Origin of the sequence: Hafnia sp. (assembly GCF_036648275.1) — a bacterium.
GTDB classification, from domain to species: Bacteria; Pseudomonadota; Gammaproteobacteria; order Enterobacterales; family Enterobacteriaceae; genus Hafnia; species Hafnia alvei.
This window is the reverse complement of sequence record NZ_JAVXIQ010000018.1, coordinates 62,756-85,290: the sequence shown is the minus strand read 5'-3', so window position 1 is coordinate 85,290 and position 22,535 is coordinate 62,756. Positions and strand designations below refer to the sequence as shown.

Below are 22,535 nucleotides of genomic sequence, written 5' to 3'. Positions count from 1 at the left end.
GTAGTATACGCTCTGAAGCGTAAGTGCTCAAGACCCGAACAGCAAAGATCCCAAAGGATCGCGAAAAAAAAGCTTAAAGCCACCCTCTTTCAGCAAAAGACACGCTCTGGCCGTGACCGATCACCATATGATCGAGCACACGGATATCCAATAGTGCGCAAGCTTTCACCACTCTTTCTGTGAGCACACGATCTGCTGCACTGGGCTCTGCTATTCCGGACGGATGATTATGTGCGAGGATTAACGCAACGGCGTTTACCTTAAGCGCACCACGCACAATTTCGCGTGGATATACATCCACACAGTTTATAGTACCCGAAAACATCTCCTCAGAGCGAATTACGCGATGCTGGTTGTCTAAAAATAAGACAAAAAAGGCTTCTCGCTCATATCCAGAGAACACATTTTGCAAATATAGCGCCGTTAACTCGGGTCGATTGATGACACTTTGCTCAGTAAGCTGCCGATGCAAAAATCGTTTTGACAGTTCCATCACGGCCTGCAACTGTGCATATCGAGAGATACCAAGGCCTGGTTTCGAGCAAAAACTATCGTAATCGGCCTGCATCAGACTATATATTGAGCCAAATTCGCGAATCAAATGTGATGACAACGCCATCACATTAATCCCTTTCGTCCCTGTACGTAAAAATATCGCCAGTAGCTCCTGATCGGATAACGATTCACGCCCTAAGGATAATAGTTTTTCTCTTGGGGCCAGCATTGATGGCCAATACGCTGTTGCAACGCTTTCTTCCATGAAATAAAACTCACAAGATAGGTTTAAGCCATCATCTCAATTTCTAAAATGGCGTCGAGTACCAAACACCATCAATGCGAAGAAGTGCGCAAAAAACGATCGCAACGACTGCAACGCATGTCATCTTCTCCGCTTATGGTAAAATCACGCTAATTTCTGCCTCGAATGGAACAACACCATGACTGCACTGACAGGCAAACGCATTGTATTAGGCATCAGCGGGGGCATCGCTGCATATAAATGCCCAGAAATAGTACGTCGACTGCGAGAACGTGGCGCAGAGGTTCGCGTGGTAATGACAAAAGGCGCTGAAGCGTTTATCACCCCGCTAACCTTACAAGCTGTTTCAGGCTACCCAGTATCGGACGACCTGCTTGATCCGGCAGCAGAGGCGTCGATGGGGCATATCGAGCTCGGCAAATGGGCTGATTTGGTCGTTATTGCACCAGCAACCGCTGATTTAATAGCGCGCATTGCCGCCGGAATGGCGAATGACCTTCTCAGCACCGTATGTTTAGCAACCGCTGCACCTATTGCAATTGCCCCAGCGATGAACCAGCAGATGTATCGCGCTGCGGCCACGCAAGAGAATCTAAAAACGCTAGAGCGCCGAGGCTTACAGCTCTGGGGTCCAGACAGCGGTAGCCAAGCCTGTGGCGATGTAGGTCCTGGCCGCATGCTCGACCCAATGGTGTTAGTCACGATGATTCAAGCGCATTTTGCTCAGCAGCAGGATCTCGCACCATACAGCATTCTTATCACTGCGGGTCCAACCCGTGAAGCTCTAGATCCTGTACGTTTCATCACTAACCATAGTTCAGGGAAAATGGGCTTTTCTATCGCTGCTGCCGCCGCAAAACGTGGCGCTAAAGTCACACTGGTGAGCGGGCCCGTGAATCAAAAAACACCTGAAGGTGTAGTGCGTATCGACGTGGAAAGCGCATTAGAAATGCAAACAGAGGTACTTGCTCAGGTTCCCACACATCAAATTTTCATTTCTTGCGCAGCGGTGGCAGACTATCGCGCCGAGCAAATTTGCGACGAAAAAATAAAAAAACAGGGCGATGAAATCACACTTAAGCTGGTGAAAAACCCTGATATTGTGGCCGGTGTTGCAGCCCTGACTGAGCATCGCCCTTATGTCGTAGGATTTGCCGCCGAAACCCAGAATGTGGAAGAATACGCCAAGCAAAAACTTGCACGTAAAAATCTGGATATGATTTGTGCGAACGATGTTTCCCAAGAAGGGCAAGGGTTTAACACCGATACCAATGCCTTACACCTTTTTTGGCCGCAGGGCGATAAGCAGCTGCCACTCAGCAATAAGTCCTTGTTGGGCCACTATTTAATTGACGAGATTGTCAGCCATTATGAAGAAAAAAATAGACGTTAAAATTTTAGATCCCCGCATCGGTGAACAATTCCCATTGCCAACCTATGCAACTCCAGGTTCTGCGGGTCTAGACCTACGCGCTTGTTTAGATGAAGCCGTCATTTTGGCACCGGGTGAAACCACTCTGTTACCAACCGGACTGGCAATTCATATTGAAGATCCTAGCCTAGCGGCAATCATCCTGCCTCGTTCTGGTTTGGGCCATAAGCACGGGATCGTATTGGGTAATCTGGTCGGCTTGATCGATTCTGACTATCAAGGTCAGTTGATGGTTTCCGTATGGAACCGCGGTCAAACGACCTTTACCATTGAGCCGGGTGAACGAATTGCTCAGATGGTGCTAGTCCCTGTGGTACAGGCAGACTTCAATCTCGTCGAATCTTTCGACGAGAGCGAACGTGGTGCAGGTGGCTTTGGTCACTCAGGTCGCCAATAAGTCGTTTACCACGCTACAAAAAAACCAATAAGCCACTCTGAGGTGGCTAACTGTTTGGTGTGCCCGTTATCACCGCTTAGCAAGGATCTTGTCTGGCATGGCAGAAAAAGAAAATACGAAAAGGAACCGTCGCGAGGAAATCTTGCAGGCGCTGGCGCAAATGCTGGAATCCAGCGACGGTAGCCAACGCATTACTACTGCAAAACTTGCTGCGAACGTGGGTGTTTCAGAAGCTGCACTTTATCGCCATTTTCCTAGTAAAACGCGGATGTTTGATAGTCTTATCGAGTTTATCGAAGACAGTCTGATCACCCGCATTAACCTCATCATGCAGGATGAAAAAGAAACCTTTAATAGGCTTCGTCTTATTCTGCTGTTGATTCTAGGATTTGCAGAACGCAATCCGGGGCTGACCCGCATTATGACCGGTCATGCCTTGATGTTTGAACAAGATCGCCTTCAAGGGCGCATCAATCAGCTATTTGAGCGTATTGAAGCCCAAATCCGACAGGTGCTCAAAGAGAGAAAAATTCGTGAGGGTCAGGGATTTGTTCACGATGAAACGCTGCTTGCAGGACAGCTTTTAGCCTTCTGTGAAGGCATGCTGTCGCGCTTTGTGCGTTCAGAGTTCCGCTACCGCCCAACGCAGGAATTCGATTTGCGCTGGCCGTTGTTGGCAAGCCAACTTCAATAGCTTAAAAGCATAAACACAAACGGCCACTCATTAGTGGCCGTTTTTCTTGGTCATTATCACTTAAACGCCGTACTGCTCACGATAAGCTTTTACTGACGCCAAGGATTCAGCCATCTCCGGCTTCCCTTCCAAATAGCTGATCAGGTCTTTCAAGGTAATAATTGAAATCACCTTACAGCCATAATCACGCTCAACTTCTTGAATCGCAGAAATATCAGCACGACCGCGCTCTTGGCGATCGAGCGAAATCAGCACACCGGCTAACTTAGCATTGTGGGCCTGAATAATTTCCATTGATTCACGAATTGCGGTGCCCGCAGTAATCACATCATCCACCAGCATGACTTTGCCCTGTAGTGGACTCCCCACCAATGTCCCGCCTTCACCGTGAGATTTAGCTTCTTTGCGGTTAAAGCAATACGGTAAATCACGATCATGATGTTCTGCCAGCGCCACCGCCGTGGTGGTTGCAATAGGGATGCCTTTATAAGCTGGGCCAAACAGCAAATCAAAATCAATGCCGCTATCAACCAAAGCCTCGGCATAGAAACGCCCCAACAATGCCAGATCGCGCCCAGTATTAAACAGGCCAGCGTTAAAGAAATATGGGCTGGTACGGCCTGATTTCAGCGTAAATTCGCCAAACTTCAATACCTGCTTGCTTAGCGCGAACTCAATAAACTGGCGCTGATAGGCTTTCATGCGTGCATCTCCTTCATTGTCGGTAATTAAATAATTCACTCGTGGGTACAACCGTTTTTCTCATGCCAAATTGCAGGCATAAAAAAGGCGACTAACAAGTCGCCTAAAAAAATTAATTTTCCAACGCCGCTTTCTGCGCTTGGATAATTTCCTCTATCCCGCCTCTGGCGAGTGCCAGTAGCTGGAGAAGTTCTTCATGGCTGAAAGGTTCGCCTTCTGCGGTACCCTGCACCTCAATCATGCGGCCATCTTCCAACATCACAACGTTCATGTCCGTTTCTGCAGCAGAATCTTCAACATATTCCAGATCGCATACTGCCTGACCATCAACGATACCCACAGACACCGCGGCAACCATACCCTTCATCGGGTTGGCTTTCAGTTTACCGGCAGCGACTAAGGCGTTCAGCGCATCAGCTAATGCCACGCAGGCACCGGTAATCGATGCAGTACGGGTACCACCGTCAGCTTGAATGACGTCGCAGTCCAGCGTAATGGTAAACTCACCCAGTTTTTTCAGGTCAACCGCAGCACGTAAAGAGCGCGCAATCAGACGCTGAATTTCCATGGTACGACCGCCCTGCTTACCTTTGGCCGCTTCACGCGCCATACGGCTATGGGTGGAACGTGGCAACATGCCATACTCAGCCGTGACCCAGCCCTGTCCCTGACCTTTTAGAAAGCGCGGAACTCCTTCCTCAACGGTGGCGTTGCACAACACTTTAGTTTCACCAAACTCCACCAGCACAGACCCTTCAGCGTGTTTAGTGTAATTACGGGTCAGTTTTAACGGGCGGATTTGTTCGGCAGTTCGGCCTTCTGGACGCATAAGCTTGTCTCCGGCTAGCATTCATATTTATTTCAATGTGGCTGCGCATTATACCCAAATTAATTTGAGTTGCAGCAAGCCCGCCAACGAAAGGCTATTGATAAAGACATCAGCCACCTCTTCTCATCAACCAAAAGCGATATGCCATGTTCGTGAGCTTATGCCTATCATGGCAGGCAGTGCGGGGCTATAATCCTGACATCATTCATTTTTACAGGTACGCAAAATGATCCGCAGCATGACAGCCTACGCCCGCCGTGAAATTAAAGGCAACTGGGGCAGCGCAGCTTGGGAGCTACGCTCCGTTAACCAGCGCTATCTTGAGACCTATATTCGCCTGCCGGAACAGTTCCGCAGCCTAGAGCCTGTGGTGCGTGAAAGACTGCGTACGCGTTTAACTCGCGGGAAAATCGAATGTAACCTGCGTTTTGAGCTCGACCCAAGCGCACAAAGCTCCATGATCCTGAACGAAAAACTGGCAAAACAGCTGGTTGAAGCCGCGAACTGGGTCAAAATGCAAAGCGACGAAGGTGAGATTAATCCACTGGAAGTTCTGCGCTGGCCGGGCGTGATGTCTGCCGCCGAACAAGATCTGGACGTTATCAGCACCGAGCTGATGGCAGCACTGGAATCTGCTATTGATGACTTTATCGATGCCCGCGAACGTGAAGGTAATGCCCTAAAAGCGATGATCGAGCAGCGTTTAGAAGGCGTATCTGCTGAAGTGGCTAAGGTTCGCCAGCAGATGCCTGAAATCCTACAGTGGCAGCGCGAACGCTTGGTGAGCAAGCTAGAAGACGCTCAGGTTCAGTTGGAAAATAACCGTCTCGAACAAGAACTGGTTCTGATGGCACAGCGCGTTGACGTTGCAGAAGAGCTGGATCGCCTCGAAGCGCACGTCAAAGAAACCTATGTCATTCTGAAAAAGAAAGAAGCCGTAGGCCGTCGTCTCGACTTTATGATGCAAGAATTCAATCGTGAATCAAATACTTTGGCATCTAAGTCTATCAATGCTGACGTCACCGCCTCCGCTATCGAACTGAAAGTATTGATCGAACAGATGCGCGAGCAGATTCAAAACATCGAGTAATTTTCTGCCCAGCCTCAACAAACAAAAGCCCGGTTCTACAATCGTAGAACCGGGCTTTTTCATTTCTCATAAACAATCACTCTACGGATTGTTCTGCTGCTTGGTTACTGCGATAAATCAATACCAGAGCCAAAGCTAGACAAACTAGAGCGGCCATACGGCTGCTGGAAAAACCTATTGCCTGATTGCCAAACCATCCAAAAGTATCAATCATCATTCCCATCGACAGTTGCCCGCAAATCACCGCCACCGTAGCCGTCGCAACGCCAATTTTCGGTACTGACGCCACCATCACTAACATATAAAACATGCCAAACAATGCTCCGGCTAGTTGCCATTTAGGTACCGTAAGCAAGGTCTGAGAATGTGTGGGCTCGAAAAAGAAAATCAGCAATCCGCTAAAAACTGCACCAACGACAAACGTCAGTTGGCTGCTGCGTATCACACCAACGCTTTCACCTAGGCGGCCATTGATAGCGGCCTGCATGCTCAGAACAGCACCAGCCAAAACAACCAGCCCCAACATTATGATATGTCCCATCGTCGTTACGCCCCCTCAGCGATAAGAATCAAAGCCGCTACAATGAGCGCTAATGCGAGTAGGCGCTGCACACCCACACGTTTACGCGAGATTCCAAACCATCCAAAATGATCGATTAATAAACTTTTCGCGACCTGGCCTGACAGAATGGCAATCATCGTCATTGCGACACCAATCACCGGCGTCGCTAGCGTCAACATAATGACGTATACCGGCCCTAATAGACCGCCCGTAAGCTGCCAACGAGGAAGCGAGCTGAAAGAGCGATGCTCTGTCGGCCTCCCGGTTAATAGCGAGATAAGAAACAGTAGGGCGGCACCTACGCCAAATATGCTCAACGTCGCCCATAAATGCCCCACCTCTTCACCGAGTGGCCCAAGCAAACCAGCTTCAACGGAAAGCCCCATACCCGCCATAATGACCAATGGAATATAGGCGCCGTTCATTGAGCCTGAATGAGCTGTTTTACGTCGCTCTGGCTGTGTCATCTATTACTCACTCCGCATAATTCAAACGATTCGCGAAAAGCCGCTAAATCCGATGGGGATCATTATCAATCACCTTTACCTTTCGAAAAACAGCATGAGTCGCTAAACAGTTTTGCGAATTACGCACAGCATGGAGTGATTTGACTCACCTTTCCTGAAACTCTACGGTGGGGATATAGAAATAGCCGGAACCTGCAATCACACCAAAAGACAATAACTAGGAGTAACTCATGAAGATCGCTTTTCTTGGATTGGGCTCTATGGGCCAGCCTATGGCGCATAACCTACTAAAAGCAGGCTATGAAATCGCTGTATGGAACCGTAGCCCAGCCGCAGCAACCCTACTTGTTAACGATGGCGCAAGGCTTTGCCAACGCCCTGCTGATATCGCAGGAAGCGAGGTTGTTATTTCGATGCTAGCCGACGATGCGATTACCCATGATGTGATGATCGCACAGGGCGCATTAGATTCGTTAGCAGCGGGGGCGGTCTATATCAATATGGCAACGGTTTCTAATGACCTCACGCGTAAGATGGCAAGCTACTGCGCAGAAAAAGGCATTCATTACATTGCAGCCCCCGTATTAGGACGGGTCGACGTTGCAGCCGCAGGGAATTTAAATATTTTAGCCGCCGGAGAACCCGATCAACTCCGCCGCGTACAGCCTGTATTCGATGTATTAGGTCAAAAAACTTGGCACTTCGGCGATAATCCAGAACAGGCCAGCACGGTGAAACTCGCGGCAAACTTCATGCTTGCTACCGTCATTGAATCCGTTGGGGAATCCGCAGCGTTGGTTAAAGCGCACGGCATTGAGCCTAAAGACTTTATCAACATGCTGACCAGTACGCTGTTTTCGGCTCCCGTATACAAAAACTATGGCGGCATGATTGCTGAAGAACGCTACACCCCCGCAGGCTTCAAGCTAACGCTTGGTTTGAAAGACGTTCGCTTGGCACAACAAGCTGCCGAAGAGAAAAACGTACCCATGCCATTCGCTAGCGTGTTAAGAGATAACTTCATTGACGCTATCGCTCAAGGCGACGGTAATCTTGATTGGTCAGCTCTGGCCAATGTCTCCGCCCGTCGCAGTGGTTTAAAGTAGTTTAACGTAACACCTTGATATCGTAGTAGTACCGCCCCTCTCCGCCGTGGAGAGGGAATCTCGTGGTAGCCCACTAGCAAAGCCTTTCACAAAAACGCACCATAGATAAAATACCTTTGCGGAATATGCACAGCATGCAAGCATTCAATGAACTCAACATAAAAGCCCTACGATTGTTTGTTGCCGTTCTCGATCACGGCAGTTTTTCGGAGGTTGCCCGCAAAGAAGGCGTTGCGCCATCGTCTATTTCACGCCAAATGCAGCTGATGGAACAAGCGCTTAATCAACAGCTCTTGTACCGCCACACCCGCGCGGTCACCGCAACAGAAAGTGGCCGGCTATTAGCAACATACGCTCGACGAGTCCTTGAGCAACTCGAAGAAGCCGAACAAGCGTTGCAGGAAAAGAAGCTTGAACCTGCGGGGCTTGTACGCATCAACGCTCCGGTGGTGTTTGGTCGACTGCATATTGCGCCCTATATTCCTGAGCTCTGCCAAAAATACCCCAAGCTTTGCGTTGAACTGGTGCAAACAGATAATTTTGTCGATCCGATGCAAGATGCGTCTGACCTTCTGTTTCGTATCGGTATTTTGTCAGACTCCAATCTGCAAGGCAGAGTGCTAGCCCAACAAAACTATCGCATCGCTGCGAGTCCGGAATACTTACATCGCTTTGGGATCCCAACCACGCCTGAAGAATTAGAACATCATAACTGCATCGTATTTAAGGGCTTTGCAGGAGCACAAAGGTGGTTTTTCCACATTAAAAATCAATGGGTTCCTTACAGTCTGCATGGTTCCCTCACCGGAAATAACGCCGATTCACTGTTAGATGCAGCGATCCAAGGTTTAGGGATCGTAGTATTCCCAACATGGCTACTGGGAGACGCATTACAAGATGGTCGTCTGGTGAGTTTGATGGAGAAATACCCTGTATCCACGAGGCTAGAGCCCCAGCAGCTAGCGGCTCTCTATCCGCAAAGCCGACGACTTCCGCTTAAAGTACGCGTTGTCATTGATTTCTTTGTCCATAAATTTGGAACACCGGCTTATTGGGATAATGTTTGATTTTCGAATTATAAATTCTTATCTATTATAAATAATTAAAATAAAATAAAGCCTATATATTCAGCATTAAGATCACTTTTTGACATAGATATATTAATTCGAAACCTTACCCTTTAGAAAAACTCAGTCGAGATAGTCACCGCAAGTCACTACTCTGCATGCTCTGTTATCTCATTTCAGCTCTAAAAGGTTGTTGGGTCATGTTACTGAGTATTCTTTATATTGTTGGGATCACTGCTGAAGCCATGACCGGCGCACTTGCCGCTGGCCGCCGTCAAATGGATATGTTTGGCGTTATTATCATTGCTTCTGCCACAGCCATTGGCGGCGGCTCTGTTCGTGACATGCTGCTAGGCCACTATCCTTTGAGCTGGGTTAAACATCCTGAAAACATCGTTATTGTTGCCGTTGCCGCCATTGTCACAACGTGGGCTGCACCGTTAATGACGCATCTACGTAAACTCTTTTTAGTTTTAGATGCCGTTGGGCTCGTCGTATTTTCAATTATCGGTGCCCAGGTCGCGTTAGAGATGGGACATGGACCGATCATCGCGTCTATCGCTGCCGTTGTAACCGGCGTCTTTGGTGGTGTACTGCGTGATCTCTTCTGTAATCGCATCCCGTTGGTGTTCCAAAAAGAGCTGTATGCAGGGATCTCTTTTGCCGCCGCGTGGCTCTATATGGGATTACTTTATTTCTCTATCCCGCAAGATCTCACGGTGATGATTACGCTATTTGCTGGCTTCACGGCGCGTTTACTGGCGCTGCGCTTCCGCTTAGGGCTGCCGGTTTTTGACTATCAGCAACCCGATCACTAATAGAAAATTGATTAAAGGCAGCAACGCCCTGCTGCCTTAATCGCGCAACAAGCTCAAGCCACTCTGTGTTATGCCAGATCCGTTGATATTGTTTTTCTTGAGCCGATGAAAGGTGGCAATCGATGCTTTCTAGGCCACAGCTGGCCAACGTATTTGGCATCCCCAACGCTTTCAGCCACGTTATTGTTGGCGCCACCTTCACTTTTTCGAGCTCACCGCTAAACGTGCGAGCTCGATTTACGCCGACGCCCGTCTTTATTAAATCAGCCTCAGTCAGCCGAAAAATAGCATCCACGTCAGATAACAATCCGTGCTGCGCCAATTCTCGCCAGAAAGCCTCCCCAACACCTGAAACGCCCAAGGTTTGAACCATCCACACTACGCGCGCAACAAACTGCTGCTCGCAGTCTGGCGTGTAGTGCCAACAGCTTAATGAATGGTATTTATTTTGGTCAGGCGCATTGATGATGACTCGGTCAGGGCTACGCCAAATCACTTTTTCTAAATGGGGAACGCCTTGCCCTGCCAACACTACCGAAATTTGATCATGGGGTTGAACATCCCACTGCCGCCAACGCATCACAGAACCTAAGCTCACACGGCTAACGCGTTTATCATCAACCATCACAGGATCGATCAGCAGGATGGCATTGATTCTCCCACTGCGCCCAATACTGAACTGCACGTCTTTAACTTCAGCAACTTGGGATTTCAGCGGATACTTCCAAGCCACGGCCCATCCCGGCGGTGACGGCTGCCACAGCGATGAAGCGGGCTGTTGATTCATATGCAACACCACGCCATCGGTGACAAAAGGCAAAGCGTGTTGATACCAATAGTCGCGCCAATGCTCAACGGCACCAATATCTGCGACCGCATGGGTATATTGCCCTGCCAGCGGGAACCCCAACCGCGTCAATGAGCTTAATCTTTGCCGCATATTATCCGCGCCATCGGGGTATCCCCAGATGAAAATATCCAGCTGTGCGGCGGTGTCAGGAGGCAAAACCTTTAACCTCATCGCCCCTGCTACTTTTGCCCGAGCATTGATCCCGCCGTCTCTTTTTTGCTGATGATCGGTCACCTTCAGGAATAACTCTCCTTGCAACACAACATCGGCACTTTCATCAGTAATTTTTTTAGGGATAGCCGCAATAAGCATCGCGGCTTTGCTCCAATCTTGCCCCTTCAGACCATCGCCACGGCTGATCATATTGATTAAATGCCCACGCTGGTAATGCAACGTAATTGCCACGCCATCAATTTTCGGCTGTACCCAAACGCCTTTCTTACCCTGTAACCACGCCTGCACCGCAGCCGCATTTTCTAATTTATTCAGGCCCGTATGCGCCACGGGATGGCGAAGTGTATTGCCTAAACTAGGCGGTTCGAGCGCCACTTGATTTAGATTTACTTGGGCAAAGCAGTGCTTCCATGTTTTCAACCGCTGGGACATCTGGTCATATATTTCATCAGGTACCGACGATGAGCCCTGTAGAAAATAGTCTTCATCCCACTTCGCGATCTGCTTTTGCAAAGCATTGATCTCACGAGCTCCGTGTTCGGCAGTCCACTGTGGACAAAGAGGCTGAGCCCAGCCTCGGTTAAAACCGGAAACAAACCACACGAGTAGCGCAATCCATATTTTCCATGCCATATGTCACCTCCTATTTGCGGCAATTAAAACGCAAGCAGGGCAGTATTCCAGCGGTCTTGCTGGCCTTTGCGAAACGGATTCATCAGAGATTTAATAGCCGACAAGAGGTTGCACTTTTTTTGCAAACAGGCTCGCAATACGCAGAGATGACAAATAAATTCACGCCGTAGACTGAAAGTGGGCGCTGCATCACGGCGAGTAGCCGTGTATACTACGGGGAGTTGTATCTTTCTTTTGTTCTTTTAACACGAACGACATCAATAAGACCCACTATGGTTCAAGGCACGCTATATATTGTTTCCGCGCCAAGCGGGGCAGGAAAATCCAGCCTGATTCAGGCATTGCTGAAAACTCAGCCGTTGTACGATACACAGGTTTCGATTTCGCACACCACTCGTGCTAAACGTCCTGGCGAAAATCACGGCGAGCATTACTTTTTCGTCTCTCATGACGAATTCCGCCAAATGATTGGGGAAGACGCCTTCCTTGAGCATGCGGAAGTATTTGGCAACTATTACGGCACATCGCGTAAAGCGATTGAGCAGATTTTGTCGACCGGCGTGGATGTCTTCCTTGATATCGACTGGCAGGGCGCACAACAAATTCGTAAGAAAATGCCGCAGGCACGCAGCATTTTTATTCTGCCACCATCGAAAGATGAATTAGGTCGCCGCTTACGCGGTCGTGGTCAGGATAGCGAAGAAGTCATCGCCAAACGCATGGCGCAAGCCGTTGCCGAGATGACGCACTATGCCGAATATGATTACCTCATCGTGAATGATGATTTTGATTTAGCGTTATCCGATCTCAAAACCATTATCCGCGCTGAACGCCTGCGTTTAGGTCGCCAGAAAATGCGACATGACGCGTTAATAACCAAATTGTTGGCAGACTGAAGACTCTTTCAGTATCATGCCCAGTCATTTCTTCACCTGTGGAGTAGCACATTTATGGCACGCGTAACTGTTCAAGACGCTGTAGAGAAAATTGGTAACCGTTTTGACCTGGTGTTGGTCGCTGCTCGTCGGGCGCGCCAAATGCAGTCTGGCGGCAAAGATCCGTTAGTACCAGAAGAAAACGATAAGTACACCGTTATCGCTCTGCGCGAAATCGAAGAAGGTTTGATCAATAACCAGATCCTCGATGTCCGTGAGCGCCAAGAGCAGCAAGAGCAGGAAGCCGCAGAGATCCAAGCGGTTACCGCGATTGCTGAAGGCCGTCGTTAATTAACACGAAGAGCTGCCTTTGTATCTGTTTGAAAGCCTGAATCTGCTGATTCAAAAATACCTGCCAGAAGAGCAGATTAAGCGCCTTAAACAGGCATACCTCGTCGCGCGCGATGCGCACGAGGGACAGACACGCTCCAGCGGTGAGCCTTACATAACTCACCCGGTCGCGGTAGCCTGCATTCTTGCAGAAATGCGCCTCGACTATGAAACCTTGATGGCGGCGTTATTGCACGACGTCATTGAGGACACGCCCGCCACCTATCAAGATATGGAACAACTGTTTGGCAAAAGCGTTGCCGAACTGGTTGAGGGTGTGTCAAAGCTGGATAAGCTGAAATTCCGTGACAAGAAAGAAGCTCAGGCAGAAAACTTCCGTAAAATGATCATGGCGATGGTGCAGGACATCCGCGTGATCTTGATTAAACTTGCCGACCGCACGCACAACATGCGCACGCTGGGCTCTTTGCGCCCAGATAAACGTCGCCGCATTGCGCGTGAAACGCTGGAAATCTATAGCCCTCTAGCACATCGTTTAGGTATCCATCACCTAAAAACGGAGCTTGAAGAGCTGGGTTTTGAAGCCCTTTATCCAAACCGCTATCGCGTTATCAAAGAAGTGGTGAAAGCCGCTCGTGGTAATCGTAAAGAGATGATTCAGAAGATTCTTTCTGAGATTGAAGGTCGTCTCACCGAAGCGGGGATTGAGTGTCACGTCAACGGTCGAGAAAAACACCTGTACTCGATTTATCGCAAGATGCATCTCAAAGAGCAGCGTTTTCACTCCATTATGGACATCTACGCTTTCCGCGTGATCGTCAAGGATGTAGACACCTGCTACCGAGTTTTAGGTCAGGCGCACAGCTTGTATAAGCCGCGCCCGGGTCGCGTTAAAGACTATATTGCCATTCCTAAAGCCAACGGATATCAATCGCTGCATACCTCGCTGATTGGCCCGCACGGTGTTCCCGTCGAAGTGCAAATTCGCACCGAAGACATGGATCAAATGGCAGAGATGGGTGTTGCAGCTCACTGGGCCTATAAAGAAGGTGAATCCAGCACCACGGCGCAAATTCGTGCACAACGCTGGATGCAAAGCCTGCTCGAACTGCAACAAAGCGCAGGTAGCTCCTTCGAGTTCATTGAGAGCGTTAAGTCCGATCTGTTCCCAGACGAAATTTATGTGTTCACGCCGGAAGGTCGCATTGTCGAACTGCCAGCGGGAGCAACGCCGGTCGATTTTGCTTACGCCGTACACACCGACATCGGCCATGCCTGTGTAGGTGCGCGCGTTGATAGACAACCATATCCACTGTCTCAGGCGCTACACAGCGGGCAAAACGTTGAAATCATTACTGCTCCAGGCGCTCGCCCAAATGCAGCATGGCTGAACTTCGTCGTCAGCTCCAAAGCGCGCGCTAAAATCCGCCAGATGTTGAAAAACCTCAAGCGCGATGATTCCGTAAGCCTTGGCCGTCGTCTGTTAAATCACGCGCTCGGCAACGGACGTAAGCTGTCTGATCTGCCTCCAGAGAATATTCAGCGCGAATTGGATCGCATGAAACTTCATTCGATGGATGACCTATTGGCCGAAGTCGGCCTAGGCAATGCCATGAGCGTGGTGGTGGCGAAAAATCTGTTAGGCGATCCGCAGCAAAGCAGCTCAAGCTCAGGACGTAAACTGCCTATCAAAGGTGCTGACGGTGTGCTGCTCACCTTTGCCAAATGTTGCCGTCCAATTCCAGGCGATCCGATTATTGCGCACGTGAGCCCAGGTAAAGGCCTGGTCATTCATCACGAGTCTTGTCGTAATATTCGTGGCTATCAAAAAGAGCCAGAGAAGTTTATGGCCGTGGAATGGGATAAAGACATCGAGCAGGAATTCATTGCTGAAATCAAAGTGGATATGTTTAACCATCAGGGCGCACTGGCGAATCTGACGGCTGCAATCAATGCCACCGCATCAAATATTCAAAGCATGAATACCGAAGAGAAAGATGGCCGGGTTTACAGCGCCTTTATCCGCCTGACCACTCGCGATCGCGTCCATCTGGCGAATATCATGCGTAAAATTCGTATCATGCCGGATGTGATTAAAGTTAACCGCAACCGAAACTAATTCTATGACTCCTCAACGCTATGCGCGGATTTGTCAGATGCTTGCCACCCGACAGCCGGATCTTACCGTCTGTATGGAGCAAGTACACAAACCGCATAACGTTTCAGCCGTTATCCGCACGGCTGACGCCGTGGGTGTGCATCAAGTCCATGCCGTATGGCCAGGAAAAAGCATGCGCACCATGGTCTCTACCGCAGCAGGCAGCAACAGCTGGGTATCAGTAAAAACGCATCCAGATATCTCTTCAGCGGTTTCGACGTTAAAGTCTGAAGGCATGCAAATTCTGGCAACGAACCTCTCCAGCACCGCCGTTGATTTCCGCGAAATAGACTACACGCGTCCGACCTGCATTTTGATGGGGCAAGAGAAACACGGGATCACGGCTGAAGCACTCGCCTTGGCCGATCAAGACATTATTATTCCCATGATTGGCATGGTTCAGTCGCTCAATGTTTCAGTAGCTTCAGCGCTCATATTGTATGAAGCCCAGCGCCAGCGCCAAAATGCAGGCATGTATCAACGCGAACACAGCCCGCTGAGCGAAGAAGACCAACAGCGTTTACTGTGGGAAGGTGGATATCCCGTGTTGGCCAACGTTGCCAAACGCAAGAAACTGCCGCGCCCACGTATCGATCACGAAGGGCAAATCGACGCCCCTCAAGCATGGTGGGATGCCATGCAGTCAACTAAAGGCTAACGATGAAAGGCCGCTTGCTGGATGCTATCGCATTAACTTCTTTAGCCGGCGTTGGCGCCAGCCAAGCAGGTAAACTCGCCAAAATTGGTCTGGAGAATATCCAAGATCTGCTGTTGCATCTGCCTTTGCGCTATGAAGACCGCACCCGCCTGTATGCTATTAACGATCTTCTACCCGGCATTTTTGCGACCGTAGAAGGCGAAGTGCTGCGCACCGATATTAGCTTTGGCCGCCGACGCATGATGACCAGTCAGATTAGCGATGGCACCGGTCTGCTGACGATGCGCTTCTTCAACTTTAACGCAGCGATGAAGAATAGCCTTTCTGCCGGTAAGCATGTTTTAGCCTACGGTGAAATCAAACGCGGTAACCTAGGCGCAGAAATTATCCATCCTGAATATAAAATTCAGGGTGAAACCGAGAACGTTGAGCTGCAAGAAGCCCTTACGCCGGTTTATCCCACTACCGAAGGTATTCGTCAGGCCACGTTGCGTAAGCTAACCGACCAAGCATTAGCATTGCTCGACACGGTGCCCATCGCAGAATTATTGCCCGATGAACTGCGCCAAGGGTTAATGAGCCTGCCAGATGCGCTGCGTATGCTGCATCGTCCACCGCCAAATATGCAGCTTGCCGATCTAGAGCATGGTAAACATCCCGCTCAACGCCGTTTAATTTTAGAAGAACTGCTGGCTCATAACCTCAGCATGCTTGCGGTACGAGCCGGAGCGCAAAGCCATAAAGCGCTGTCGCTTTCTGTGGATGACCGTCTCAAAAACCAGATGTTGGCCTCTTTGCCCTTTAAACCAACGGGTGCGCAAGAGCGCGTAGTGGCTGATATTGAAGCCGATATGGCGAAGCCTGTCCCTATGATGCGTTTGGTTCAAGGCGACGTGGGATCGGGTAAAACCTTAGTTGCCGCACTTGCCGCACTGCGAACTATCGCCCATGGCAAACAGGTCGCCTTAATGGCTCCCACCGAACTGCTTGCCGAGCAGCATGCCAATAACTTTCGTCAGTGGTTTGAACCGCTAGGATTGAAAGTGGGCTGGCTTGCAGGCAAACAGAAGGGCAAAGCGCGTCAGACACAGATGGAAGCTATTGCCAGTGGCGAAGTCGATATGATCGTGGGCACGCACGCCATTTTCCAAGATCAGGTGCAATTTTCTGGCTTGGCACTGGTCATCATTGATGAACAACATCGATTTGGCGTACATCAGCGCCTTGCCCTGTGGGAAAAAGGCGAAGAACAAGGTTTTCATCCTCATCAGTTAATTATGACTGCGACCCCTATCCCGCGCACGCTGGCGATGACCGCCTACGCCGATCTCGATACGTCAGTTATTGATGAGCTTCCGCCAGGCAGAACGCCGGTGACCACCGTTGCTATTCCAGATTCACGCCGCGCCGATGTCATTGAGCGCGTTAAAAATGCCTGTTTAAAAGAGGGCCGACAGGCTTATTGGGTTTGCACGCTGATTGAAGAATCAGAGATGCTGGAAGCTCAGGCCGCAGAGGCGACCGCAGAAGAGCTCAAGCTACTTCTGCCTGAAATTAAGGTCGCGTTAGTACATGGGCGTATGAAAGCGGCAGAAAAACAGGAAGTGATGCGGGCATTTAAGGCGGGTGAAACTCAGTTGCTGGTCGCCACTACCGTAATCGAAGTTGGCGTTGACGTGCCTAACGCCAGCCTGATGATCATTGAAAACCCTGAGCGATTGGGTTTGGCACAGTTACACCAGCTGCGTGGCCGCGTCGGTCGTGGAGCCGTGGCATCACACTGTGTTCTGCTTTATAAAACGCCGCTGAGCCAAACCGCGCAAAAGCGTCTACAGGTATTACGTGATAGCAATGATGGCTTTGTAATTGCTCAACGAGACTTAGAAATTCGTGGCCCCGGTGAGCTATTAGGAACCAAACAGACCGGTAGCGCCGAATTTAAGGTAGCTGACTTGCTACGCGATCAGGCGCTTATTCCTGAAGTTCAGCGCATTGCTCGCCATATTCATCAAAACTACCCAGAACATGCGCAGGCACTTATCGAGCGCTGGCTGCCTGAACGCAGCCGATATACCAACGCATAATCTCGTGTAAAGCCTCTCCCAGCCTCCCCCCCTTCTCAGGGGCAGGCGCTGCTCGAGATCACCAAACTGCTCCCTCCCCTGCGAAGGGGAGGGTTGGGGTGGGGTCAGATCGAGATAACCGAAAACTACCCCATCACCGCAGGAAATACCGGCAGCATCAGGTATAGCTTGATCACAATCGCATTAACGATATCGATAAAGAACGCACCAACCATAGGCACTACGAGGAAAGCCAAATGCGATGGACCGAAACGATCGGTAATCGCCTGCATATTAGCAATCGCCGTTGGCGTTGCGCCTAAGCCAAAACCACAATGGCCTGCGGCTAGCACCGCGGCATCGTAGTTTTTTCCCATAATTCGGTAGGTTACAAAAATAGCGTACAGTGCCATCACCAGCGTTTGAACCAGCAAAATGGCCAACATCGGCAGCGCCAGTGAAGCGAGTTCCCACAGTTTCAGGCTCATCAACGCCATAGCCAAGAACAGCGACAAACTCACGTTTCCGAGCACTGATACCGCACGCTCAAACACGCGATAGAAACCAACCGCATGCATCGTATTGCTCAGCACAACCCCAACGAACAATACGCAGACAAACGTTGGCAGCTCGAACGTCGTCCCGCGGAGGAAATCAGCGATGACATGGCCTACGGTTAAACAGATCGCAATCAAAGCCAGCGTTTCAATTAACACCAGCGACGTGATCATTCGGCCGCTATAGGGTTTTTCAAACGCGGTTGGGACTTCAGTGTCGTCCGGCGTGCCGTTGGGCGTAGACGAATGCTTCACTAAATAACGAGCAACTGGCCCGCCAATCAATCCACCGAGCACCAAGCCAAAGGTGGCACATGCCATGGCAACTTCAGTCGCATTCTCAAACCCGTAGCGTTCGCTGAAAACTTTACTCCACGCCGCGCCCGTACCGTGTCCGCCCGACAACGTAATAGAGCCCGCTAATAGCCCCATCAGGGGATCAAGACCCAGCATTTTCGCCATGCCAATACCAATGGCGTTTTGTACCAGCAGTAAACCCACAACCACAAAAACAAAAATGCTTAACGCTTTGCCGCCTTTTTTCAAACTCGCTAAGTTTGCGTTAAGGCCGATGGTGGCAAAAAAGGCGAGCATCAACGGATCTTTGAGGGACATGTCAAAACTGACCTCAAAGCCCGTGGTTTGCTTAAGCAACAGAAAACCAAGCGCCACCAGCAAACCGCCAGCAACGGGTTCAGGAATAGTGTATTTCGTTAGGAAAGGGATTTTTTGTACCATTTGGCGCCCGAGCAGAAGCACCAAGGTCGCCGCGACTAGCGTACCGTAAACGTCCAGATGAATCATTTTATTACTCCATGTAATAATTGTATTTATTTCAAATAATTATAATTTTCTCACTGTTATCTAAAAAATGATAAACGCTTAATTAGAAAGCAAAACGTAACGCTTGGGCAAGTTTCTTTAGCAAAAAATGCGACCCAAAAGTCTCATCCTTTTTAGGTAAATTTATGCGCAACCGATTGCTTTTGTGACGACTATCATTAAAATGCGTGCATTGTTGCTTCTGGAATATGGATTATGACCACGCCATCCACTGAGTTCGACCAAGTTCACTCTTCAACCGCGAAGCCTAGCGCTACCGCGCCGACCAAAAGTGAGCTGATATATCGTCTCGAAGACCGTCCACCTCTCCCGCAAACCCTTTTCGCTGCCTGCCAACATTTACTCGCCATGTTTGTGGCAGTTATTACACCCGCACTACTGATTTGTCAGGCGTTAGGTCTTCCGGCACAGGACACGCAACACATTATCAGCATGTCACTATTTGCCTCAGGGCTAGCGTCTATCTTGCAGATTAAAACTTGGGGCCCTGTTGGCTCGGGTTTGTTATCTATTCAGGGAACAAGCTTTAACTTTGTCAGCCCTCTGATTATGGGCGGAATGGCGTTGAAAAACGGCGGTGCCGATATCCCGACGATGATGGCGACGCTGTTTGGAACGCTAATGCTGGCTTCCTGCACCGAGATTATCCTGTCGCGTTTCTTGCACCTAGCACGCCGAATTATTACGCCATTGGTCTCAGGCGTAGTGGTCATGATCATCGGTTTATCGCTAATTCAGGTCGGCTTGGTTTCTATTGGCGGTGGCTACAGCGCCATGAACGATCACACCTTTGGTGCACCGGGTAATTTGATGCTGGCCGGTTCCGTTCTGGTGGTCATTATTTTGCTTAACCGCCAGCGCAACCCTTATCTGCGTGTCTCTTCACTGGTGATCGCCATGGCCGTTGGCTACGCATTGGCGTGGGCGATGGGGATGCTGCCAGACACCAGCAATATGGAAAAAACCACCTCGCTGCTGATGGTGCCAACGCCGCTCTATTATGGCTTGGGCATTGACTGGAATCTGCTGATCCCGCTGATGCTGGTCTTTATGGTGACGTCTTTAGAGACCATCGGCGATATTACGGCGACCTCTGACGTATCCGAGCAGCCCGTTTCTGGCCCGCTCTACATGAAGCGACTGAAGGGCGGCGTTCTCGCTAACGGACTTAACTCGATGCTGTCGGCGGTATTTAATACCTTCCCTAACTCCTGCTTTGGCCAGAATAACGGCGTTATCCAGCTAACCGGTGTCGCAAGCCGCTATGTGGGCTTTGTGGTCGCCCTCATGCTGATTGTTTTAGGTCTGTTCCCTGCTGTGGCGGGTTTTGTGCAGCACATCCCTGAGCCCGTTCTAGGCGGCGCCACCATCGTGATGTTCGGCACTATCGCGGCATCTGGCGTGCGTATTGTCTCGCGTGAACCATTAAACCGCCGCGCCATTATGATTATGGCGCTCTCTTTAGCCGTTGGTTTAGGGGTTTCTCAGCAGCCGTTGATTTTACAATTCGCGCCGGATTGGATGAAAACCCTGCTGTCTTCAGGCATTGCGGCTGGCGGTATTACTGCCATTGTCTTAAATCTGGTTTTCCCACACGAAGATTAATACCGCATAAATGGCTGAAAAAGGTCGGATGTTTCTGCATTCGGCCTTTTTTATTGGTGTTTACATTTCATCCCTTGAGCCATCCTACTTAATACGGCATAAACTAAAGTACCTTTGGCCTGAAGGACTAATGCCGTGAAATTTATTGGAAAACTACTTTTAATCCTGCTCGCGATTATCATCGCGCTGGGTATTGTGGCTTATGTGATTGCACAAACCACGTGGGGCGCCCGCCACATCAGCACTTGGGTGAATGAAAATACCCAATATCGATTGTCGCTTGGAAAAATACACCACGACATTCGCGACCCCGCTGAAATGACATTACACGATGTCACGCTCGCTAACGCTGGTCAGCCTCCTTTTCTACGCGCTGAAAAAATCAGTTTATCGCTCAGCGTACGCCAGCTAACCGAACCGAAAGATTTCGATAGCGTCACGCTCGAAAATGGATCGCTAACGCTTTCAGCCACGGCTCAAACTGCACTGCCAATTCAGGCCCAAAGCCTGCGCATGCTCAATATGCAGGTGCAACAAAATGAGCCTCAACAAAAACTTAACGCGTCTCAGGTCAACGGCTATATTTCACCGTGGCAGCCCGTCTCAGGGCAAATCTTTGGCAAAAACAACCAATTCCAGTTCAGCGCAGGCAAACTAACGCTAAATGATATTCCTGCACAGAACGTACTGATCCAAGGTAGTGATAAGCAAGGGCAGCTAACAATAAGCAACGCTGGTGCTGAATTTGCCCAAGGACAAGCCACTGCCGACGGGGTACGCAAAGCCGATGGGAGTTGGGTAATCAATAACTTACGCCTAAGCAATCTCCACTGGCAGACGAGCCAATCTCTAGACGCTTTCTTTGCGCCGCTGAAGCAGCTTCCGGCAATCACGCTGGGGAAAATGAGTATTACCGATGCCAAGTTGGAAGGGGCTGGCTGGGCGCTCAGTGATTTAGACGGTGAATTGAACGGTGTAACGTGGAACAACGGCAATTGGCAAAGTGATAAAGGGACTATCGCCTTTAATGCTAACGATATCATCGTGGGCAATGTGCACTTTGTTGAGCCTATCTTTAGCGCCGATCTTTCCAATGCGGGAGTCGCAATAAAACAGTTAAGCACTCGCTGGGAAGGCGGTTTACTTCGAGCAAGCGGCAGCTGGTTGCGCAGTAACCAACAACTTACCCTTGACGAAATTACGCTCGTTGGCTTGGAATATACGCTACCGCAAAATTGGCGTGATATCTGGCATGCACCGCTGCCGACCTGGCTAAACGATGTGATAGTCACCAAGTTCTCCAGCAGCCGAAATCTGATTGTCGATATCAACCCTGAGTTTCCTTTCCAAATCACCGCGCTGGATGGCTTTGGCAGCAACGTTCGCTTAGTCCATAACCGCCTGTTTGGACTATGGGACGGCCAAGCAACATTCAACGCTAGCGGCGCAACGTTTAATAAGGTCGATCTGCAACGGCTTTCTATTAGCTTGAACGCGAACGACCAGCAAATTAGCGTCACTGAACTCAGCGCGTTATCACAAAAGGGAATTTTAGAAGCGACTGCATCGCTCACCCAGTCTGGACGCCAGCTCAGTTTGGATCTTAAGGGGAAAGCAGTCCCTGCCGATCAACTGGTGGAGTGGGGATGGCCAGCGTTGCCGATTAAAGGAGACGTCAATATGCAGCTAGGATTACAAGGCGTGCTGACCGGTGATGCACCGCTTAAGCCTAGCGTAAACGCCACGTTAAGCGCACAGAATGCGAGTGGGCAACAGGTTACGCAGAAGATGGTTAACGGCGTAGTAAACTAACATTCTAGCCCTCCCTACACAGGGAGGGCTTT

21 protein-coding genes are annotated in these 22,535 nt (G+C 49.8%); 14 read left to right on the top strand and 7 right to left on the bottom strand.

Annotated elements, in window-relative coordinates; translation table 11 throughout:
- Window positions 1-73: 73 nt before the first annotated feature.
- A complete protein-coding gene (radC, locus tag RSC70_RS15305) occupies window positions 74-760 on the bottom strand; it encodes a RadC family protein (RefSeq protein ID WP_040045242.1) in 687 nt (228 codons plus the stop codon).
- Window positions 761-938: 178 nt separating this feature from the next.
- On the opposite strand from radC, the gene coaBC reads away from it, so the two are divergent.
- The 3 genes from coaBC to slmA all read left to right on the top strand — a co-directional run bounded on the left by coaBC (window position 939) and on the right by slmA (window position 3,283).
- The gene (coaBC, locus tag RSC70_RS15300) at window positions 939-2,153 is read left to right on the top strand and encodes a bifunctional phosphopantothenoylcysteine decarboxylase/phosphopantothenate--cysteine ligase CoaBC (protein ID WP_332542946.1); all 1,215 of its coding nucleotides are present in this window, start codon (window positions 939-941) and stop codon (window positions 2,151-2,153) included.
- Window positions 2,131-2,589: a dUTP diphosphatase gene (gene dut / locus RSC70_RS15295; protein WP_025801517.1), complete on the top strand. Its 459-nt coding sequence runs from the start codon at window positions 2,131-2,133 to the stop codon at window positions 2,587-2,589. Before coaBC ends, dut begins: the two co-directional genes overlap by 23 nt.
- A gap of 97 nt (window positions 2,590-2,686) precedes the next feature.
- Window positions 2,687-3,283, top strand: a complete 597-nt coding sequence (slmA, locus tag RSC70_RS15290; RefSeq protein WP_025801518.1) for a nucleoid occlusion factor SlmA — start codon at window positions 2,687-2,689, stop codon at window positions 3,281-3,283.
- 60 nt (window positions 3,284-3,343) lie between these two features.
- On the opposite strand, the gene pyrE is transcribed toward slmA, so the two are convergent.
- A complete protein-coding gene (gene pyrE / locus RSC70_RS15285) occupies window positions 3,344-3,985 on the bottom strand; it encodes an orotate phosphoribosyltransferase (protein WP_332542945.1) in 642 nt (213 codons plus the stop codon).
- A gap of 112 nt (window positions 3,986-4,097) precedes the next feature.
- Entirely contained in the window at window positions 4,098-4,814 is a 717-nt protein-coding gene (gene rph / locus RSC70_RS15280; protein WP_043490059.1) for a ribonuclease PH, read from the bottom strand.
- A 226-nt stretch (window positions 4,815-5,040) separates the two neighbouring features.
- On the opposite strand from rph, the gene RSC70_RS15275 reads away from it, so the two are divergent.
- A complete protein-coding gene (locus tag RSC70_RS15275) occupies window positions 5,041-5,904 on the top strand; it encodes a YicC/YloC family endoribonuclease (RefSeq protein ID WP_040045246.1) in 864 nt (287 codons plus the stop codon).
- A gap of 76 nt (window positions 5,905-5,980) precedes the next feature.
- Here RSC70_RS15275 and RSC70_RS15270 read toward each other — a convergent pair whose 3' ends face one another.
- The gene (locus RSC70_RS15270; protein WP_332542944.1) at window positions 5,981-6,445 is read right to left on the bottom strand and encodes a DMT family transporter; all 465 of its coding nucleotides are present in this window, start codon (window positions 6,443-6,445) and stop codon (window positions 5,981-5,983) included.
- A gap of 5 nt (window positions 6,446-6,450) precedes the next feature.
- Window positions 6,451-6,891, bottom strand: coding sequence for a DMT family transporter (locus RSC70_RS15265; protein ID WP_130986918.1), 441 nt, complete (start codon window positions 6,889-6,891; stop codon window positions 6,451-6,453).
- Window positions 6,892-7,163: 272 nt separating this feature from the next.
- Between RSC70_RS15265 and RSC70_RS15260 the strand changes: the two genes are divergently transcribed.
- The 3 genes from RSC70_RS15260 to RSC70_RS15250 all read left to right on the top strand — a co-directional run bounded on the left by RSC70_RS15260 (window position 7,164) and on the right by RSC70_RS15250 (window position 9,924).
- The gene (locus tag RSC70_RS15260) at window positions 7,164-8,039 is read left to right on the top strand and encodes an NAD(P)-dependent oxidoreductase (RefSeq protein WP_304183851.1); all 876 of its coding nucleotides are present in this window, start codon (window positions 7,164-7,166) and stop codon (window positions 8,037-8,039) included.
- 134 nt (window positions 8,040-8,173) lie between these two features.
- On the top strand, window positions 8,174-9,106 hold the full coding sequence (locus RSC70_RS15255) for a LysR family transcriptional regulator (protein ID WP_234618860.1): 933 nt from the start codon (window positions 8,174-8,176) through the stop codon (window positions 9,104-9,106).
- 200 nt (window positions 9,107-9,306) lie between these two features.
- Window positions 9,307-9,924 carry a trimeric intracellular cation channel family protein gene (locus tag RSC70_RS15250; RefSeq protein ID WP_025797260.1) on the top strand — a complete coding sequence of 206 codons (618 nt, stop codon included), beginning with the start codon at window positions 9,307-9,309 and terminating at the stop codon, window positions 9,922-9,924.
- On the opposite strand, the gene ligB is transcribed toward RSC70_RS15250, so the two are convergent.
- Window positions 9,851-11,581, bottom strand: a complete 1,731-nt coding sequence (gene ligB, locus RSC70_RS15245; protein WP_332542943.1) for an NAD-dependent DNA ligase LigB — start codon at window positions 11,579-11,581, stop codon at window positions 9,851-9,853. The genes RSC70_RS15250 and ligB overlap by 74 nt on opposite strands.
- A 272-nt stretch (window positions 11,582-11,853) precedes the next feature.
- Here ligB and gmk point away from each other — a divergent pair, with 272 nt between their 5' ends.
- The 5 genes from gmk to recG are packed head-to-tail and all read left to right on the top strand — an operon-like array spanning window position 11,854 to window position 17,707.
- A complete protein-coding gene (gene gmk, locus RSC70_RS15240; RefSeq protein WP_025797264.1) occupies window positions 11,854-12,477 on the top strand; it encodes a guanylate kinase in 624 nt (207 codons plus the stop codon).
- 54 nt (window positions 12,478-12,531) lie between these two features.
- Window positions 12,532-12,807 (top strand): DNA-directed RNA polymerase subunit omega, encoded by a 276-nt coding sequence (gene rpoZ, locus RSC70_RS15235; protein WP_004094076.1) that lies wholly within the window; start codon window positions 12,532-12,534, stop codon window positions 12,805-12,807.
- Between the two features lie 19 nt (window positions 12,808-12,826).
- Entirely contained in the window at window positions 12,827-14,926 is a 2,100-nt protein-coding gene (gene spoT, locus RSC70_RS15230; protein WP_025797268.1) for a bifunctional GTP diphosphokinase/guanosine-3',5'-bis pyrophosphate 3'-pyrophosphohydrolase, read from the top strand.
- 4 nt (window positions 14,927-14,930) lie between these two features.
- On the top strand, window positions 14,931-15,623 hold the full coding sequence (gene trmH, locus RSC70_RS15225) for a tRNA (guanosine(18)-2'-O)-methyltransferase TrmH (RefSeq protein WP_332542942.1): 693 nt from the start codon (window positions 14,931-14,933) through the stop codon (window positions 15,621-15,623).
- A 2-nt stretch (window positions 15,624-15,625) separates the two neighbouring features.
- Entirely contained in the window at window positions 15,626-17,707 is a 2,082-nt protein-coding gene (gene recG / locus RSC70_RS15220) for an ATP-dependent DNA helicase RecG (RefSeq protein ID WP_282815133.1), read from the top strand.
- A 125-nt stretch (window positions 17,708-17,832) separates the two neighbouring features.
- Here recG and gltS read toward each other — a convergent pair whose 3' ends face one another.
- Window positions 17,833-19,047: a sodium/glutamate symporter gene (gene gltS, locus RSC70_RS15215; protein ID WP_040045251.1), complete on the bottom strand. Its 1,215-nt coding sequence runs from the start codon at window positions 19,045-19,047 to the stop codon at window positions 17,833-17,835.
- A gap of 234 nt (window positions 19,048-19,281) precedes the next feature.
- On the opposite strand from gltS, the gene RSC70_RS15210 reads away from it, so the two are divergent.
- Together RSC70_RS15210 and RSC70_RS15205 are read left to right on the top strand one after the other, a co-directional pair.
- On the top strand, window positions 19,282-20,691 hold the full coding sequence (locus RSC70_RS15210; RefSeq protein WP_040045252.1) for a nucleobase:cation symporter-2 family protein: 1,410 nt from the start codon (window positions 19,282-19,284) through the stop codon (window positions 20,689-20,691).
- 135 nt (window positions 20,692-20,826) lie between these two features.
- Window positions 20,827-22,503, top strand: a complete 1,677-nt coding sequence (locus tag RSC70_RS15205) for an AsmA family protein (protein WP_332542941.1) — start codon at window positions 20,827-20,829, stop codon at window positions 22,501-22,503.
- Window positions 22,504-22,535 lie beyond the last annotated feature (32 nt).

What these genes read in the sequence shown, in the direction of transcription:
- RSC70_RS15255 (WP_234618860.1), top strand. Translation starts at nt 8,174, where the DNA reads ATGCAAGCATTCAATGAACTCAACATAAAAGCCCTACGATTGTTTGTT.
- RSC70_RS15210 (WP_040045252.1), top strand. Translation starts at nt 19,282, where the DNA reads ATGACCACGCCATCCACTGAGTTCGACCAAGTTCACTCTTCAACCGCG.
- RSC70_RS15250 (WP_025797260.1), top strand. Translation starts at nt 9,307, where the DNA reads ATGTTACTGAGTATTCTTTATATTGTTGGGATCACTGCTGAAGCCATG.
- rph (WP_043490059.1), bottom strand. Translation starts at nt 4,814, where the DNA reads ATGCGTCCAGAAGGCCGAACTGCCGAACAAATCCGCCCGTTAAAACTG.
- ligB (WP_332542943.1), bottom strand. Translation starts at nt 11,581, where the DNA reads ATGGCATGGAAAATATGGATTGCGCTACTCGTGTGGTTTGTTTCCGGT.
- dut (WP_025801517.1), top strand. Translation starts at nt 2,131, where the DNA reads ATGAAGAAAAAAATAGACGTTAAAATTTTAGATCCCCGCATCGGTGAA.
- coaBC (WP_332542946.1), top strand. Translation starts at nt 939, where the DNA reads ATGACTGCACTGACAGGCAAACGCATTGTATTAGGCATCAGCGGGGGC.
- RSC70_RS15275 (WP_040045246.1), top strand. Translation starts at nt 5,041, where the DNA reads ATGATCCGCAGCATGACAGCCTACGCCCGCCGTGAAATTAAAGGCAAC.
- slmA (WP_025801518.1), top strand. Translation starts at nt 2,687, where the DNA reads ATGGCAGAAAAAGAAAATACGAAAAGGAACCGTCGCGAGGAAATCTTG.
- pyrE (WP_332542945.1), bottom strand. Translation starts at nt 3,985, where the DNA reads ATGAAAGCCTATCAGCGCCAGTTTATTGAGTTCGCGCTAAGCAAGCAG.
- RSC70_RS15270 (WP_332542944.1), bottom strand. Translation starts at nt 6,445, where the DNA reads ATGGGACATATCATAATGTTGGGGCTGGTTGTTTTGGCTGGTGCTGTT.
- gltS (WP_040045251.1), bottom strand. Translation starts at nt 19,047, where the DNA reads ATGATTCATCTGGACGTTTACGGTACGCTAGTCGCGGCGACCTTGGTG.
- radC (WP_040045242.1), bottom strand. Translation starts at nt 760, where the DNA reads ATGGAAGAAAGCGTTGCAACAGCGTATTGGCCATCAATGCTGGCCCCA.
- RSC70_RS15260 (WP_304183851.1), top strand. Translation starts at nt 7,164, where the DNA reads ATGAAGATCGCTTTTCTTGGATTGGGCTCTATGGGCCAGCCTATGGCG.
- trmH (WP_332542942.1), top strand. Translation starts at nt 14,931, where the DNA reads ATGACTCCTCAACGCTATGCGCGGATTTGTCAGATGCTTGCCACCCGA.
- gmk (WP_025797264.1), top strand. Translation starts at nt 11,854, where the DNA reads ATGGTTCAAGGCACGCTATATATTGTTTCCGCGCCAAGCGGGGCAGGA.
- RSC70_RS15265 (WP_130986918.1), bottom strand. Translation starts at nt 6,891, where the DNA reads ATGAACGGCGCCTATATTCCATTGGTCATTATGGCGGGTATGGGGCTT.
- recG (WP_282815133.1), top strand. Translation starts at nt 15,626, where the DNA reads ATGAAAGGCCGCTTGCTGGATGCTATCGCATTAACTTCTTTAGCCGGC.
- rpoZ (WP_004094076.1), top strand. Translation starts at nt 12,532, where the DNA reads ATGGCACGCGTAACTGTTCAAGACGCTGTAGAGAAAATTGGTAACCGT.